The sequence below is a fragment of the Haemophilus parainfluenzae genome (assembly GCF_014931275.1).
GTDB lineage: Bacteria > Pseudomonadota > Gammaproteobacteria > Enterobacterales > Pasteurellaceae > Haemophilus_D.
Genome location: NZ_CP063110.1, coordinates 1,116,591 through 1,132,617 on the forward strand (window position 1 = coordinate 1,116,591; position 16,027 = coordinate 1,132,617).

At 37.9% G+C, this 16,027-nt stretch carries 18 protein-coding genes, 3 tRNA genes, 1 pseudogene and 1 riboswitch; of the genes and pseudogenes, 13 read left to right on the forward strand and 9 right to left on the reverse strand.

The window, feature by feature from the left end; all coding sequences use genetic code 11:
• Window positions 1-3 precede the first annotated feature (3 nt).
• From tenA to INQ00_RS05530, 7 genes are all read right to left on the reverse strand, one after another.
• Complete coding sequence (tenA, locus tag INQ00_RS05500; RefSeq protein ID WP_197547503.1) at window positions 4-651, reverse strand: thiaminase II; 648 nt, start codon at window positions 649-651, stop codon at window positions 4-6.
• 9 nt (window positions 652-660) lie between these two features.
• Window positions 661-1,605: an ABC transporter substrate-binding protein gene (locus tag INQ00_RS05505; RefSeq protein WP_197546442.1), complete on the reverse strand. Its 945-nt coding sequence runs from the start codon at window positions 1,603-1,605 to the stop codon at window positions 661-663.
• Between the two features lie 25 nt (window positions 1,606-1,630).
• A complete protein-coding gene (locus INQ00_RS05510) occupies window positions 1,631-2,368 on the reverse strand; it encodes an ABC transporter permease (RefSeq protein ID WP_197546443.1) in 738 nt (245 codons plus the stop codon).
• Entirely contained in the window at window positions 2,365-3,090 is a 726-nt protein-coding gene (locus INQ00_RS05515; RefSeq protein WP_197546444.1) for an ABC transporter ATP-binding protein, read from the reverse strand. Before INQ00_RS05515 ends, INQ00_RS05510 begins: the two co-directional genes overlap by 4 nt.
• A 74-nt stretch (window positions 3,091-3,164) precedes the next feature.
• Window positions 3,165-3,256, reverse strand: a riboswitch (TPP riboswitch).
• Window positions 3,257-3,535: 279 nt separating this feature from the next.
• Window positions 3,536-3,622 (reverse strand) — tRNA-Leu (locus INQ00_RS05520).
• A 28-nt stretch (window positions 3,623-3,650) separates the two neighbouring features.
• Window positions 3,651-3,724 (reverse strand) — tRNA-Cys (locus INQ00_RS05525).
• A gap of 7 nt (window positions 3,725-3,731) precedes the next feature.
• A tRNA-Gly gene (locus INQ00_RS05530) sits at window positions 3,732-3,807 on the reverse strand.
• 255 nt (window positions 3,808-4,062) lie between these two features.
• Here INQ00_RS05530 and INQ00_RS05535 point away from each other — a divergent pair.
• Window positions 4,063-5,172: a methionine biosynthesis PLP-dependent protein gene (locus INQ00_RS05535; protein WP_197546445.1), complete on the forward strand. Its 1,110-nt coding sequence runs from the start codon at window positions 4,063-4,065 to the stop codon at window positions 5,170-5,172.
• Between the two features lie 117 nt (window positions 5,173-5,289).
• The gene (gene trxA, locus INQ00_RS05540; protein ID WP_049356568.1) at window positions 5,290-5,613 is read left to right on the forward strand and encodes a thioredoxin; all 324 of its coding nucleotides are present in this window, start codon (window positions 5,290-5,292) and stop codon (window positions 5,611-5,613) included.
• A 53-nt stretch (window positions 5,614-5,666) separates the two neighbouring features.
• Here trxA and INQ00_RS05545 read toward each other — a convergent pair whose 3' ends face one another.
• On the reverse strand, window positions 5,667-6,476 hold the full coding sequence (locus INQ00_RS05545) for a DNA ligase (protein WP_111314986.1): 810 nt from the start codon (window positions 6,474-6,476) through the stop codon (window positions 5,667-5,669).
• 200 nt (window positions 6,477-6,676) lie between these two features.
• Between INQ00_RS05545 and lpcA the strand changes: the two genes are divergently transcribed.
• The 8 genes from lpcA (at window position 6,677) to INQ00_RS05585 (ending at window position 12,943) form a co-directional block, all read left to right on the forward strand.
• Window positions 6,677-7,261: a D-sedoheptulose 7-phosphate isomerase gene (lpcA, locus tag INQ00_RS05550; RefSeq protein ID WP_014065007.1), complete on the forward strand. Its 585-nt coding sequence runs from the start codon at window positions 6,677-6,679 to the stop codon at window positions 7,259-7,261.
• Between the two features lie 149 nt (window positions 7,262-7,410).
• Entirely contained in the window at window positions 7,411-8,148 is a 738-nt protein-coding gene (gene artP, locus INQ00_RS05555) for an arginine ABC transporter ATP-binding protein ArtP (protein WP_197546446.1), read from the forward strand.
• Between the two features lie 11 nt (window positions 8,149-8,159).
• A complete protein-coding gene (locus tag INQ00_RS05560) occupies window positions 8,160-8,879 on the forward strand; it encodes a lysine/arginine/ornithine ABC transporter substrate-binding protein (RefSeq protein ID WP_197546447.1) in 720 nt (239 codons plus the stop codon).
• A gap of 3 nt (window positions 8,880-8,882) precedes the next feature.
• Window positions 8,883-9,554: an arginine ABC transporter permease ArtQ gene (gene artQ, locus INQ00_RS05565; protein ID WP_197546448.1), complete on the forward strand. Its 672-nt coding sequence runs from the start codon at window positions 8,883-8,885 to the stop codon at window positions 9,552-9,554.
• Window positions 9,554-10,237 (forward strand): arginine ABC transporter permease ArtM, encoded by a 684-nt coding sequence (artM, locus tag INQ00_RS05570; protein ID WP_193451485.1) that lies wholly within the window; start codon window positions 9,554-9,556, stop codon window positions 10,235-10,237. The genes artQ and artM overlap by 1 nt, the downstream gene beginning before the upstream one ends.
• Before the next feature lie 92 nt (window positions 10,238-10,329).
• The gene (locus INQ00_RS05575) at window positions 10,330-11,280 is read left to right on the forward strand and encodes a helix-turn-helix transcriptional regulator (protein ID WP_420026366.1); all 951 of its coding nucleotides are present in this window, start codon (window positions 10,330-10,332) and stop codon (window positions 11,278-11,280) included.
• 58 nt (window positions 11,281-11,338) lie between these two features.
• A complete protein-coding gene (locus tag INQ00_RS05580; protein WP_197546449.1) occupies window positions 11,339-12,229 on the forward strand; it encodes a 5' nucleotidase, NT5C type in 891 nt (296 codons plus the stop codon).
• 3 nt (window positions 12,230-12,232) lie between these two features.
• Window positions 12,233-12,943, forward strand: a complete 711-nt coding sequence (locus INQ00_RS05585) for an SIR2 family NAD-dependent protein deacylase (RefSeq protein WP_197546450.1) — start codon at window positions 12,233-12,235, stop codon at window positions 12,941-12,943.
• Between the two features lie 48 nt (window positions 12,944-12,991).
• On the opposite strand, the gene INQ00_RS05590 is transcribed toward INQ00_RS05585, so the two are convergent.
• Window positions 12,992-13,990, reverse strand: coding sequence for a virulence RhuM family protein/type II toxin-antitoxin system death-on-curing family toxin (locus INQ00_RS05590; RefSeq protein WP_197546451.1), 999 nt, complete (start codon window positions 13,988-13,990; stop codon window positions 12,992-12,994).
• Window positions 13,991-14,242: 252 nt separating this feature from the next.
• On the opposite strand from INQ00_RS05590, the pseudogene INQ00_RS05595 reads away from it, so the two are divergent.
• The 3 genes and pseudogenes from INQ00_RS05595 to INQ00_RS05605 form a co-directional block, all read left to right on the forward strand.
• A pseudogene (locus tag INQ00_RS05595) lies at window positions 14,243-14,415 on the forward strand (DNA translocase FtsK); the annotation flags it as partial.
• Window positions 14,412-15,257, forward strand: coding sequence for an SIR2 family NAD-dependent protein deacylase (locus INQ00_RS05600; RefSeq protein WP_197546452.1), 846 nt, complete (start codon window positions 14,412-14,414; stop codon window positions 15,255-15,257). The pseudogene INQ00_RS05595 and the gene INQ00_RS05600, both read left to right, overlap by 4 nt.
• Window positions 15,257-16,009 (forward strand): PP2C family protein-serine/threonine phosphatase, encoded by a 753-nt coding sequence (locus INQ00_RS05605; protein WP_197546453.1) that lies wholly within the window; start codon window positions 15,257-15,259, stop codon window positions 16,007-16,009. Before INQ00_RS05600 ends, INQ00_RS05605 begins: the two co-directional genes overlap by 1 nt.
• The last annotated feature ends 18 nt before the right edge of the window (window positions 16,010-16,027 follow it).

A 16,027-nucleotide genomic window follows, 5' to 3' on the forward strand; every position in this document is an offset into this window, starting at 1 on the left:
TTTTTATGATAAATCCAATCCCATTTGCCAAAATCCGATTTCCATTCGGGTAGCCGTAGTAAAAATTTGTTGGATATGAGCGAATTGGGCATCATTAAGTGATTCACAAAGTGCGGTAAGAAAATCAACCGTTTCTTGTGCCGCTTGTTGATATTCAGGCGATGAATATGTATCAATCCAGGCTTGATAAGGATTGCTTGATAGCTTTGGATAATTTTCTGTAATATAACGTGCTACTTGAGCATAACCCAAAGCACAAGGCGTAACGGCTGCATATAGCTCTGGTAAGCCGCCCGTCATTCCACAATCAAGCAGGTAACGTGTATAGGAAATACATGCTGAACTTTCTGGAGTTTCGAATATTTCCTGCTCACGAATTTCCCATTGACGACAGTAATCCAAATGTAATTGGATTTCTTGGCAAAGAATGTCTAGCGTTTTACGTGGAATTTCCATCTCGGCAAAATTTTTTGCCTTGAATACGCCCAAGGCAAAAGCACGGCTGTAATGGAAAAGATAGATGTAATCTTGTTTTAAGTAGTGCTGAAAACAAGCTTTGGGCAAGGTGCCTTTTGCAAGTTGTTGCACAAATTCATGCTCAACATATTGCTTCCAATAAGGTTGCGCTTGCTGAATGAGTTGGTTGATCATCATTTTCCCTTATTGTAATTCGATGGCATAGTCTTTCAATTCTAATGCTTTTGGAATCAAGCCTTTCTGATGCATAAATTCCGCCATTTGTTGATAACGTTTGGCATCCAATTGACGGGGTTTCGTTGCTAATAAAGGTAGGGTATCTTTCCACGCTAATTGATTTAATTCTGTATTGAGTTCTTTTGACTTATAGCTCACAAATGCTTGCCATGCGTCATTTGGGTTGTTTTGTAGGTAGGTTGTAGCTTGTTCAAGTGCGGTCAAAAAATCGGAAATTTTTTTAGAAGCAAGACTGTTTTTATTAGCAACTACAATCAATTCATCATAAGCCGGCACACCATATTCTTCAGGGAAAAATGCCACACCTTCTTGTTTTTCTAAATGGATCTGATTCAGTTCAAAATTGCGGAAAGCCCCGATGACCGCATCAACTTGTCCGGTTAAAAGAGAAGGGGAAAGTGACCAATTCACGTTTACTAATTTTACGTCTTGATTGCTGAGTCCAATAGAGCGAAGCATTGTGTCGAGCAACACATCTTCAAAGCCACTAACTGAATAGCCTACTTTTTTGCCTTTCAGATCGGCAAGTGTTTTGATGTTGCTATTTTTGAGCACCACAACGCTATTTAATGGACTAGAAATGAGAGAGCCCACTCTTACTAAAGGTAATCCTTCTAAAACTTGTTGATAAAGTTGAGGTTGATAATTAATAGCTAAGTCCACTTTTCCTGCGGCAACCAATTTAGGCGGTAATGATGGATCGGCTGGTTCGATAATCTCGACCTCTAAGTTATTTTTTTCAAAAAAGCCTTTTTGCTGAGCAACGATGATTGCTGCGTGGTCAGGATTCACATACCAATCAAGCATTAAGCTGATTTTCTCTTTTGCCAAGCTGGAAAAGCTAGTGGTGAGTCCAATTACAAGGCTGAAATAATGGATGATTTTCTTCATTTTTGTCTCCTTTTGTCATGAAGTGTTAAACGTGCCAAATAAAACGGCGTAGTAGCCAATCGATGCTGAAATATAAACAAAGTGAAATTGCCACTAATATCAGCAACGCGGCAAACATTAAATCTACCTGCATACGAGCGTTGGCGTGGATCATTAAATAGCCAAGCCCTTCTGATGAACCCACCCATTCTCCGATTACAGCGCCAATTGGGGCGACTGAAACGGCAATACGAAAGCCCGATGCAAATGCAGGCAATGCAGCAGGTAATCGCACTTTGAGTAATAAACGCAAAGGGGAAGGATTGAATGTTTTGGCAAGATCTAGCCAAGCTTGAGGTGTATTGCGTAATCCATCGTAACAAGCTGCTGTTACAGGAAAATAGATGATGAGTATGGCCATCAGAATTTTTGATGGCATGCCATAACCCAGCCAAAGTACGAGTATTGGGGCGATGGCAAAAACAGGAATTGCTTGAGAAATTACTAAAATCGGTAACAGTAATGATGATGTTTTAGGTGAAAAAGAGAGTAACAGGGCTGATGATAATCCGAAAATAAACCCCAACAATAACCCTAAGCCAATTTCAATTAAGGTGATTTGTGTATGCTGCCAAAGTAGTTCTGAATGAGAAACTAATTGCAGCCATACAGCTTGCGGAGAAGGAAATATATAATGGGGAAAATCACCTAATACGCCAATAAGTTGCCAGAGACACAGCAATATAATTCCAATAAAGAGCGGTTTAAGAAGGCTAAGTTTCATCTTTTTCCCTCTAATAACTCATTTAATAATTGCTGTTGGAGCATCCACAAATTTTCTTGGTTAAGTTCTCGTGGTGCTTTACCTTCAGGTTTTATGACATCAGATAATGCTGGTTGATTAGACTGCGGTGAGCGTAATACAAAAATACGCTGGCTTAAGCGTAATGCTTCTTGAGGATCATGTGTAACCAATAACACTGATTTATTTTTTAATAGTTCATAGGCCAAGTTTTGTAATTGGTAACGACTAATCGCATCAAGGGCAGAGAAGGGCTCGTCAAGTAAAACTAAATCAGCATTTTGCATTAAAACTCGAGCTAGGGCGACGCGTTGTTTTTGTCCTCCAGATAATTGATAACAGTTTTTATGAAGATGTTCTGACATGCCTACTTGTTCAAGTAGTGCTTTTGCTTGAAGAGTTGTTTTTGCAGATTTATTCCCGAATAGTACGTTTTCTAATTGGACGTTATCAATAATTGAAAGCCAGGGATAAAGAGTATCTTTTTGTGGTAGCCATGCCACTCGAATATTAGGATGAAAGATGATATTACCTTGAATCTTCCCTTGTATTTCAAGCCCTGCAATTAATCTTAAAAGCGTTGATTTACCTACACCAGAACAGCCAAGCAAACTGACCCATTCATTAGGTAAAAGCGTTAAATCAAGGTGTTCAAATAGTACTTGCCCACCAAAAGCAAGACTAAGATCCTGAATATGCACCATAGTATTAACCTTACTGATTAATAACTAAAGGCTTTGAGAAAAAAGGATTGAAAATAGATATGAAGAATGAAAAGTATTTTGGCATATTAGTTTCCTACGTCAGTGCTAACTGTTTCAGGTTCACGGGTATCATCTCAGCCACTTTGTGGCACCCCGACTAAAGTTGAAAACGATTGTATATCTCAATGTAGAATAAAACAAGAATAAATTTCATTTGATGAGAGAGGTTCTCTTGTTTAGCGCTGATAACGTATACTTAATATGCTTGAATATAAAAAAGATGTAGACCGGATCAAACTTAAGTTTGATCTTTTTAGCTTGGAATGAGAAGAGCAATATAAGAATAAAATAATTATATTTTCGCAGAAATACTTTCAGTATAAGAAATAACTAATAAAATAAGTTTTTAAAAATTTTCAAAATGTGATTGGATTTGAAATTAAAATGGTGCCCGAAGCCAGACTTGAACTGGCACGCCTCGAAAGGCGAGGGATTTTAAATCCCTTGTGTCTACCGATTCCACCACTCGGGCATCGAGTGATTAACTAACTGCGTGGTTATGGAGGCGTGTCCCGGAGTCGAACCGAGCTACATGGATTTGCAATCCAGTGCATAACCGCTTTGCTAACACGCCGTTAGTTTGGAGCGGGAAACGAGGCTCGAACTCGCGACCCCGACCTTGGCAAGGTCGTGCTCTACCAACTGAGCTATTCCCGCATACGCTGTTAGTGCGGTGCATTTTACGGAAATTTGAAATTCTGTCAATCGAAGATCTTAAAAAAAAATTCAAATGTTGAAAAAATCTTCGTTTCGGTTGAAATTACAGCAAAATTTAGCACAAGAATATAATTTTTACAGAGTTTTCAATTTCTACTTTTATCGTGAGTAGCTTTATGACAAAATTGGAGCGTTTTGCTCGCCATTAAATAAAGAAAAGTGCGATCAAGTTTTTGCATGTTTTAGAGGTAAATTATGACACAACAATATTCTATCGATACATTATTAGCCCAAGCGGGGAATCGCAGCGATGAGCGCACGGGTGCGGTTTCAACGCCAATTTATCTTTCAACAGCTTATGGCCATCATGGGATTGGCGAAAGTACCGGATTTGATTATACGCGTACGAAAAATCCAACGCGTAGTGTTTTGGAAGATACCGTAGCAAAATTAGAGAATGGTGATCGTGGTTTTGCTTTTGCTTCAGGTATGGCAGCAATTCAAGTGCTGATGAACCTATTTAAAGGCCCAGATGAATGGATTGTGTCAAGTGATGTATATGGTGGGACTTATCGTTTATTGGATTTTGCCTATAAAAATAACAACAGCGTAAAACCCGTTTATGTGAATACCGCTTCTTTAGCTGAAATTGAAGCCGCTATTACAGCGAATACAAAAGCGATTTTTATTGAAACCCCATCGAATCCATTAATGGAAGAGTGTGATGTAGCAGAAATTGCGAAATTAGCGAAAAAACACGATTTATTAATGATTGTGGATAATACCTTCTTAACTCCAGTGCTATCTCGTCCATTAGATTTAGGCGCAGATATTGTAATCCACAGTGGCACGAAATATATTGCGGGTCATAATGATAGTTTAGTGGGCTTGATTATTGCAAAAGGGCAAGAACTTTGTGATCGTATCGCTTATATTCAAAATGGTGCAGGTGCCGTACTTTCACCATTTGATTCTTGGTTAACCGTGCGTGGAATGAAAACCCTTTCATTACGTATGAAACGCCATCAAGATAATGCGAAGGCGATTGCAGAATTTTTACGTCAACAGCCACAAATTGATAGTGTGTTATATCCAAACAAAGGTGGTATGCTATCTTTCCGTTTGAAAGATGAAAATTGGGTGAATACTTTCTTAAAATCAATCAAATTGATTACCTTTGCTGAAAGTCTAGGAGGAACAGAAAGCTTTATTACCTATCCTGCAACTCAAACTCATATGGATATTCCAGAAGCAGAACGCGTCGCTCGTGGTATTACAAACACATTATTGCGTTTTTCTGTTGGTTTAGAAGATGTAGAAGACATCAAAGCCGATTTATTACAGGCATTTGCACAACTTAAATAATTAGTTTTTATCAATCGGACTAATCTGTGCAATTCAATATGCCTTGTGCTATTATGCACAACATCAATTAACGCTAGGTGTTGATTTGTCAGCACCTTATTAAATAAGGAAACAAAAATGAGCGAAGTATTACATATTAATGATGCAGATTTTGAAACTGCGGTTGTGCAATCAGATATCCCTGTATTAGTGGATTTTTGGGCACCTTGGTGTGGCCCTTGCAAAATGATTGCACCAATTTTAGATGAAATCGCACCTGAATTCGCAGGTAAAGCAAAAATCGTTAAAATCAACGTAGATGACAACCAATTAGTGGCTGGTCAATTTGGTATACGTAGTATTCCAACTTTACTACTTTTCAAAAATGGCCAACTTGTTGCAACACAAGTCGGTGCGTTACCAAAAAATCAATTAGCGGCGTTTATTAATCAACACCTATAATTGAGTTATCAAATATAAAGAGCGGTCAAAAATAGCGATGTTTTTGACCGTTCTTATTTTTTCTCTCGCCAATAAGTGGCAAAACGAGGTTTTCCTGAATTAGTTAATCCACGATATTTATAGGTGATTGTGGAGCCAATAGGTGGTGGATTTTCGCGCTCACTCAGATTAAATCCTGAACCAATTTTGAATTTTCCACGATGGTTTTCACAGGTGAGCGATCCGAGTATATTCTCAAATTGTCCTTTTCCTTTGTGATGTGCTATCACAGTGCACTCTTCATCATAAGTGCTTTTTAACTTTAAAATTTGTGTACTGCGTTTTCTTTCGTAAGGCGCATTAGGATTACGTAATACAATCCCTTCACCTTTTTTCGCTTCCACTTCATACAAATACTCGAATAAATGTGTTTTATCTCGTATCGGAATTTGCGGAATAATCTTGATATAAGGTGTAGGGTGTTCTTTCAAATAATCTTCTAAGGTTTTGAGACGTTCAAAGAGATTGCCTGATGCATTAGGCACATCGAAAACATAAAGTATCAATTTTGTCCAATTATCATCTTTAAAGGATTTCGTGATAGAGGCAATCTCTTCAAATTGATTACGTTCACTAAATATCTCACCATCAATGGCAAAAGGCGGAAATTGAGCGGTAAAATAGGTCGGTGCGGGCAAGGGCAGTCCTTGACGACTTAATAATGTTTTGCCATCCCAATAACCTCGTACCCCATCTAATTTTTCTGACATTACCCAACCTTGAACATCTTGGTTTTCATAAGTGTCTAATAGCATTAAATCACGCTCATTCGCCCAGGTTATTTGGCTGAATAGGAGGCAAAGTAATAAGTAAATCGCTCTCATGATGTTTCCTTTTTAAATTTATTGAGTTTAAAAAGTGCGGTCATTTTTTACAGCGTTTTTAATTGAATTTGTGATTCGTATCGCAAAATAATGAGAAGTCAGCTGAAAAATAGAGAGATAAGAAAGAGCGCTAGATTATTTGAAATGAACGCTATACAATGCCAACGCTATCGCGAATTTTAATTTTTAAGGAGAATAAAATGTATTTTGATCAAATTAAAGCTGAGCTTGTGGAAGCACAAGACGTACTAAATAAGTTTGTTTCAGATGATAACAACATCAAACTCATTGAAAAAGCAGCTAAATTGTTAGCCGAAAGCTTTAAAAATGGCGGTAAAGTATTATCTTGCGGTAATGGTGGTTCTCACTGTGATGCTATGCACTTCGCAGAAGAACTCACAGGTCGTTATCGTGAAAATCGTCCTGGTTATCCCGCAATTGCAATTTCAGATGTAAGTCATTTAAGCTGTGTAAGTAATGACTTTGGTTATGAATATGTTTTCTCTCGCTTTGTTGAGGCCGTCGGTAAAGAAGGCGATGTTTTATTCGGATTATCAACATCAGGCAATTCTAAAAATATCTTAAATGCGATTGAAGCGGCAAAAGCAAAAGGCATGAAAGTGATTGCGATGACAGGTAAAGATGGCGGTAAAATGGCCGGCTTAGCGGATGTTGAAATTCGTGTGCCACACTTTGGTTATGCAGATCGTATTCAAGAAATCCACATCAAAGTGATCCATATTTTAATGATGTTAGTTGAATTTGAAATGGCGAAAGAGGCTTAATACACGACAAGTGCGGTTAAAAATTCAATGATTTAAAGATCCCAAAAAGTTTTTTGGGATTTTTTATAAAAAACGCTTGCATAAATAATCACTAAAAAGTAATATTTATTCACTCTTACAAGTCAATCAAGGATAGCAGTAAACTTAAAATGGCGATTAGTGTTAAAAATTTGAATTTCTTTTATGGTTCATCACAAGCATTGTTTGATATCAATCTTGATGCACAAGAAGGCGATACCGTGGTGTTGCTCGGACCAAGTGGAGCAGGGAAAAGTACGTTAATCCGTACATTAAATTTGTTAGAAGTGCCAACTTCTGGTGAATTACATATTGCGAATAACCATTTTGATTTGTCTCAGGCGAATAATAATCCAAAAGCCATTCGTCAACTTCGTCAAGATGTAGGAATGGTATTTCAGCAATACAATCTTTGGCCGCATTTAACGGTAATTGAAAACCTGATTGAAGCGCCGAAAAAAGTCTTAGGCATTAGCGAGGAAGAAGCGAAAAAAGATGCATTAGAACTTTTAAAACGTTTACGTTTGGAAGAGCATGCCGATCGTTTCCCCCTTCACTTATCAGGCGGTCAGCAACAACGTGTAGCTATTGCTCGAGCATTAATGATGAAACCGCAAGTGTTATTGTTTGATGAACCAACGGCAGCACTGGATCCTGAAATCACAGCTCAAGTTGTTGATATTATTAAAGAACTTCAACAAACAGGTATTACTCAAGTGATTGTAACCCACGAAGTGAACGTGGCACAAAAAGTGGCGACAAAGGTCGTTTATATGGAACAAGGTAAGATTATTGAAATAGGCAGTGCAGATTGCTTTGATAATCCCAAAACCGAACAATTTAAACAATATCTTTCACACTCAGAATAAGGAAACACAACATGAAAAAATTACTTTTAAGCGCAATGTTAATGGGCTCAGCTTTTGCTGCGAATGCACAAGAAATCACTTTTGCGATGGAGCCGAGCTACCCACCATTTGAAACAACGAATGAAAAAGGTGAAATTATCGGTTTTGATGTGGATGTAGCGAATGCAATTTGTAAGGAAATTCAAGCAACTTGTCACTTTAAAAGCCAAGCATTTGATGCGTTAATTCCAGGCTTAAAATCTAAACGTTTTGATGCTTCAATTTCTGCTATTGATATTACTGAAGCGCGTGCAAAACAAGTGTCGTTCTCTAATGCTTACTATGATAGTTCAGCAAGCTATGTTGCGTTAAAAGGCAAAGCGGATTTAGCTTCAGCAAAAACAGTTGGTGTTCAAAACGGAACAACATTCCAACAATATACTGCAGCAGAAAGCAAACAATATAATGCAAAAGCTTATGCCAGCCTTCAAGATGCGATCTTAGACTTAAAAAATGGTCGTATTGATATCATCTTCGGTGATACCGCCGTATTGTCTGATATGATTTCTAAAGAGCCTGAAATTCAATTTGTTGGCGAGAAAGTGACTAACAAAAAATATTTCGGTAATGGTTTAGGTATCGCGGTAAATAAATCAAGCAAAGAATTGCTTGAAAGCTTGAACAAAGGTTTAGAAGCGGTGAAAGCAAACGGTGAATACCAAAAAATCTATGATAAATGGATGACTAAATAATCTATGTTTTATGATTATCTTACATTAATTGGACACGCAGCCCTAATGACCTTAGGGCTTGCTATTTGCTCTCTGATTGTCGGTTTATTACTCAGCATTGTTTTCACCGCCTTAGAAGCCAATAAATATGCATTTATTGCAAAACCAGCTTCTGTTGTGATTGCTTTATTGCGTGGTTTACCGGAAATCTTGGTGGTTCTACTGATTTATTTTGGTTCAACCCAAGTAGTAGAAATGCTGACAGGGGAGTATATCGAATTCAGCGCCTTTGGTTGTGGTGTATTTGCATTGTCTTTGATTTTTGCCTCTTATGCTTCACAAACTTTACGTGGTGCGATTCAAGCCATTCCAAAAGGGCAGTGGGAATCAGGTGCAGCGTTAGGCTTAAGCCGTCCTTATACCTTCATCAATTTAATTATGCCACAAGTGTGGCGACATGCTTTACCGGGCTTAAGCAATCAATGGCTCGTGTTATTAAAAGATACCGCGCTGGTGTCGTTAATCGGGGTAGATGATTTAATGCGTCAAGCCGGATACATCAATACAAACACCCATGAACCTTTCACTTGGTATGGTATTGCAGCCTTGATTTATTTAGTGATTACTTTGATTAGCCAAGCAGGTATTCGAAAATTAGAATTACGTTTCACTCGATTTGAACGGGGAGTCGAATAATGTTTCAAGAGTATTTAGCAGTGATTGCTCAAGGTATTCCGACTAGCCTGTTGCTTACAGTTGTGTCTTTGTTTATTGCCTTTTTCTTAGCGTTAGGTCTAACCTTCTTACTTTCTATTGGCAATAAATTGGTGAAAAGTGCGGTCAATTTGTTCCTTGTTTTATTTACAGGCACCCCACTTTTAGTGCAATTTTTCTTAATTTATGCAGGCCCTGGCCAATTCCAATGGTTGGTGGACAGCCCATTATGGGGATTATTCTCCAATGCATGGTTCTGTGCTGCATTAGCTTTAGCATTGAATAGCGCGGCTTATTCAACCCAATTATTCCATGGGGCAGTAAAAGCGATCTCTAAAGGTCAATGGGAAAGCTGTGCAGCATTAGGTTTAAGTCGTATGCAGACTTTAAAAATCCTGATTCCTTATGCGTTAAAACGTGCGCTCCCGTCTTATACCAATGAAATTATTTTGGTATTTAAAGGTACAGCATTAGCTTCTACCATTACGATCATGGATATCATGGGATATGCTCGCCAACTTTACGGCACCGAATATGATGCACTCACTATCTACGGTATTGCAGGCGGTATTTACCTCATCATTACTGGTATTGCCACTTTATTACTCCGTCAGTTAGAAAATAAAGTGTTGTCATTCGAACGTATTGATACCGCCAAGGCATAAAGTGCGGTCAAAAATAGAAACAAATCGGGCAGTTTAAAAATTGCCCGATTTTTTATATGATTAAAGAAAATATTTTTATTTATGAGGCAATTATGTCCGAATCATCTTCCCTAAAATTCCATCTCGAACTATTACGTTTAATTCCGAAAAACTATTCCATCAGCTCATTAGAACTGCGAGAGAAATTGCTTGCATTAGGTATTGAGCGGGATTTGCGCAGTATTCAGCGTGCATTGAATACGTTATGTGAGCAGTTTGAAATTGATTGCAATACCAATGATAAACCGTATAGCTATCGTTGGAAACCCGATGCAAAAGGCTTAGATATGCCGATTTTAAACGAACAACAATCGTTGGTGTTGATGTTGGCAAAGCAATATTTAGCCGGCATTTTACCTGCCAATATTATGCAATCGATGGAGGGGTTCTTTAAACAAGCGGATTACAATCTTGCTTATGAACCGCATAAAAAAGGCGCTTCAGAATGGCTCAATAAAGTGGCTATTGCACCAACTAGCCAGCCATTATTGCCTGCAAAAATTGATCCTGAAATTTTTAAGCAAATTAGTACCGCACTTTATCAAAACCGATTTTTGCAAGTGCATTATCGTAGCATCCACGGCAAAGAACATAAGGCTAAAGTTAAACCACTCGCTCTTGTCCAGCAAGGCCCTAGCAGTTATGTGGTGGCAGAATATGAGCATGGTGATATCTTACATTTAGCCTTGCATCGATTACTTGAAGTGAATGTCAGCACAATGCAATTTGAACGTCCGAAATTTAATCTAAAAGCTTATGTTGAAAGCCAAAAATTTGGCTTTAGTTCTGGTAGAAAAATTCGTTTAACTTTCCGTATTGATAAAAAAACAGGTGGCTTTTTGACAGAAACCCCGCTTTCAGCCGATCAAAGCGTAAAAGATTGTGGCACTGAATATGAAATTTCCGCGACCGTGATTGAGAGCGCCATGCTGGAGTGGTGGATTGCCCATTTTGGTGAAGATTACCAAGAAATTGACCGCACTTATTTAGACAAAAATACCTAACGACATAAATTGTCGCTTCATCTTTTATCATTAAGCCATCAACAGAGAGGGCATTAAAATGAAGAAAATTGTTTATATTGATATGGATAATGTGATGGTTGATTTTCCGTCTGGTATTGCAAAATTAGATGAGAAAACCAAGCAAGAGTATGAAGGTCGATATGATGAAGTTGAAGGTATTTTCAGCTTAATGGAACCCATGCCAAACGCCATTTCTGCCGTTCATAAATTGATGAAGAAATATCATATTTACGCACTTTCTACCGCGCCTTGGCATAATCCATCGGCGTGGAGTGATAAAGTGAAATGGATTCAGCATTATTTCGGCGAAGAAAAAGGCTCGGCATTATACAAGCGGTTAATTTTATCTCACCATAAAAACCTGAACCAAGGCGATTATTTAATTGATGATCGCACTAAAAATGGGGCAGATAAATTCGAAGGCAAACACTTACATTTTGGTACTGAACAATTTGCTAACTGGAACTGTGTACTATCTTACTTAGATTGCGGGCCTTTTACACCAAGTGATATTTTGCAAGATTGCTTGAAAAAGCCGACCGCACTTGTGCAAGTTGAAAATGAGGAGCAAAGTCGAATCATTGGTGCTTTTGCAGATCGCTATAAATGGCAAGTGTTTAATTTGTCATGTGTTTATACGGATGAAACAGCAACCGAACAGAAAACGGTCTATTTAATTATCAGCCCTTATCTCAGTGATGAATTTAAAATGCGTATTGAAGCAATGTGTGCTCATATTCAAGCCGAATATGATGTGTTATTACGCTCAAAATCACAGCTAAAACAATATTTCCAACGCCTTTCAGAGAGGCCATTCTTGCATATTGAAAGCTATACTTATCAACCCCTTTATAAAGCAGGGAATATTTTAGGTATGATGGGAAGAGATAGACAGGTTGATGAAATTTTAGAACAAAAAGGAGCCTGAAAAATGACAGAAAAAAATAAACCAATTTGCGTGGTATTAACGGGCGCTGGAATTAGTGCCGAAAGTGGTATTCCTACTTTTAGAGCAGAAGATGGCTTGTGGGCAGGGCATAAAGTAGAAGAAGTTTGTACGCCCGAAGCCTTAAAGAAAAACCGTGCAAAAGTATTGGCGTTTTATAATGAACGACGTCGTAATGCTCAAGCGGCAGAGCCTAATGCAGCACACTTGGCGTTGGTTGAATTGGAAGCGTTTTATGAAGTTCATATAATCACTCAAAATGTAGATGATTTACATGAGCGAGCGGGAAGTACTAACGTACTCCATTTACATGGAGAATTGAATAAAGCTCGCAGCAGTTTTAATACCGATTACATTGTTCCATGTTTGGGTGATCAACTGTTAGAGGATAAGGATAATCACGGTCATCCAATGCGTCCACATATAGTCTTTTTTGGGGAAAATGTACCTATGTTTCCTAAAGCAGAAAAGTTAGTGAAAAAGGCAGATATTGTGATTGTTATTGGTACTTCATTACAAGTTTATCCAGCTAATGGATTGGTAAATCTCGCTCCATATGGTTCACTTATCTATTTGATCGATCCTAATCCAAATACAGGATTTGTCCGTAAGAAAGTGATTGCAATCAAAGAAAAAGCGGGTGAGGGCGTACCGAAAGTGGTCGCTGAGTTATTGGAGAAAATTAAAAAATCATAGAAAAACAACCGCACTTTTTAAACAAATAGCGACTTCGGTCGCTATTTATCATTTATTCTCTTGTTTAAGCATATGCATAATGAGCCTAATAAGCGTTTCTTTTTGTTTCGGATCAGATTCTGCAACTAATAAAGTGAGTGCTGCAAGCCCAGTATCATTGATAACTGGGTATCCATTATGATCCAACAAACGCCCATTTCTATGTAAGAAATCTACAAATAAAAATGCGCCACTACGTTTATTACCATCTGAAAAAGGATGGTTCTTGACGACAAAATAAAGTAAATGCGCTGCTTTTGCTTCAATGCTTGGATAAGCAGGTTCACCAAATACACTTTGATCTAAATTGCCTAAAATCGCAGATAAGCCATTATCTCGTTCACGTCCAAACAGATCACTTGCTTCACCTTTTGCCATCAGCTGTAATTTTAACTCTGCTAGTGCAGAACAGGCTTCGGCATAAGTCGGTAATGTACCACCTTGCTGTGTTTGTGGTTCAGTAAGTAAACCTTCATCATATTGTTGTAGCCATAAAAAGGTATGCGTATAACGGCTGACAATATCAACTAATCCACGACCGCTTTCTAGCGTTAATTCCGATGAATTTGCCGTTTTTTGAATAAGCGCAAGTGCTTGTTCTAATTTGTGAGCATTTTGCTGTAAACGTTTTTGGTTAATGGTATAGCCTTGAGTCAGATATTCTTTTAAACGTGCAGTTGCCCAAATTCTAAATTTAGTACCTAAAATAGAATTAACTCTATAGCCCACAGATATAATTACATCAAGATTATAGTATTCGATTGTTCGATTAATTTGTCTTTTGCCTTCAATTTGAACTGTTGCATTTTTTGCAACAGTTGCTTCTCTATTTAACTCGCCATCAGTATAGATATTGCGTAAATGACGTGAAATAACGGACTTATCTCGCCCAAATAAATCAGCCATCTGCTGTAAACTTAGCCAAACGGTATCATTTTCAAATCTTACTTCCACTTGCGTTGTGCCATCTTGAGCTTGGTAAATTTCAATCGGATTTTGGTTATTCATATTCTTTTTCCTAATAAATTATATGTATATATAAACAGATAAATGTGCATATTGCAATACAGATAATCTTATTTGCAAACAATCTTCTAAAAATAACCGCTTGTAATATTCGCAGCGACACGAACTGTCGCTTCCTTCCATATAATTTTTTCCATAAAAGAGAGATTTTTTACTTTTTACAAGGCTCTTAAGCCCTTTCTATATAAACAACACAGGAGCAAACTTATGGCAATGAAAGTGACTTTTAAACGCGATCCGCTTTTTGAGGATGTAAAAAATTCGTGCAACAAGAAAAATTTACATCTGGTTCACGGATTCAACGCAAATTTAGTTTAGGCTTTAATCGAGCTGCGAGAATTGTAGAACAACTAGAAGAAGCTGGAATTATTTCACCAATGAAAAATGGACAGAGAAAAGTATTATGAAAAATGATTTAAATTATGCAGTGGAACTTATCCATAAGGCTGATGGCATTTTAATTACTGCTGGTGCAGGAATGAGCGTAGATTCAGGTTTGCCGGATTTTAGAAGTGTAGGCGGGTTTTGGAATGCCTACCCAATGTTTAAAGGCCACAATATCAATTTTGAAGATATTGCGACGCCATTGGCTTATGAAACTCATCAAGAGTTAGCTTATTGGTTTTATGGGCATCGTTTGTCGCAATATCGTGCAACAAGTCCGCATGATGGCTACCAGATTTTAAAACGTTGGGCAGAAAGCAAACCGCATGGTTATTTTGTTTTTACAAGCAATGTGGATGGGCATTTTCAGAAAGCGGGTTTTGAAGAAGGACGCATTTATGAAGTGCATGGCACACTAGAGCGTTTACAGTGTGCGCATAATTGCCGGGATCTGAGCTGGTCTGCAAAAGAATTTCAACCTGTGGTAGATAATGAAAATTTGCGCTTATTGAGTGAGCCGCCTCGTTGCCCTTATTGTCAGCGTTTAGCAAGACAAAATGTGCTTATGTTTGACGATTATTTTTACAGCAGTAATTATCAAAATTTAAAACGAAATAAGCTCGATTTATGGTTAAAAGAAGTGCAAAATCTCGTCGTCATCGAACTGGGTGCGGGAAAAGCCATTCCAACTGTGCGTCGATTTTCTGAACGTACGGCGAAAGCAAAAAAGGGTGGATTTATCCGTATTAACCCACAAGATGCAGGTGTGCCGAAAATGCACTTTTTAAGTCTAGAAATGAAGGCGTTAGACGCGCTAAAAGCGATTGATTGCCTTCTAAATCCTTCTCAACAAGCGGTTGAATAATGGAAAATTTTTGCGAAATTACCTTCTGCCAACAAATTGGCAGCAACAAGCGACATAACCAAGATGCCCTTTTTAATGGCGAGGCGGTGTTTCAATATAAACTCAAAACGGCTGAAAAACGTCTTGAAAACCGACCGCACTTTATTGTGGGCGTGGCAGACGGTATTTCCAATAGTAACCGACCTGAAAAAGCGAGCAAGTTGGCTATGCAATTATTAAGCCAAATGGAAAGCATAAGTCGTCAAACGATCTACGATTTACAATCCAGTTTATCAGCAGAATTAGCTGAGGATTATTTTGGCGCAGCAACCACTTTTGTGGCGGCTGAAATTGATCAAATAACCCGTAAAGCCAAAATTCTCAGCGTAGGAGATAGTCGTGCTTATTTAATTGATGCACAAGGTAAATGGCAACAAATCACCCAAGATCATTCTATTCTGTCTGAATTATTGACTGATTTTCCCGATAAAAAAGAAGAAGACTTTGCCACTATTTATAGTGGCGTTTCTTCTTGTTTAGTTGCGGATTATTCGGAATTTCAAGATAAAATTTTTTATCAAGAAATTGAAATTCAAAAAGGGGAAAGTTTATTACTGTGTTCTGACGGATTAACAGATGGTCTTTCAGAAGAAATGAGAGAAAAGATTTGGAAACAATATGATAATGATAAATCTCGATTGACGGTGTGTCGTAAATTAATTGCGAAACAAGGGTTTTATGATGATTTATCAGTTATAATTTGTGCGTTTTGATTAACCTAAGGAGCCTCT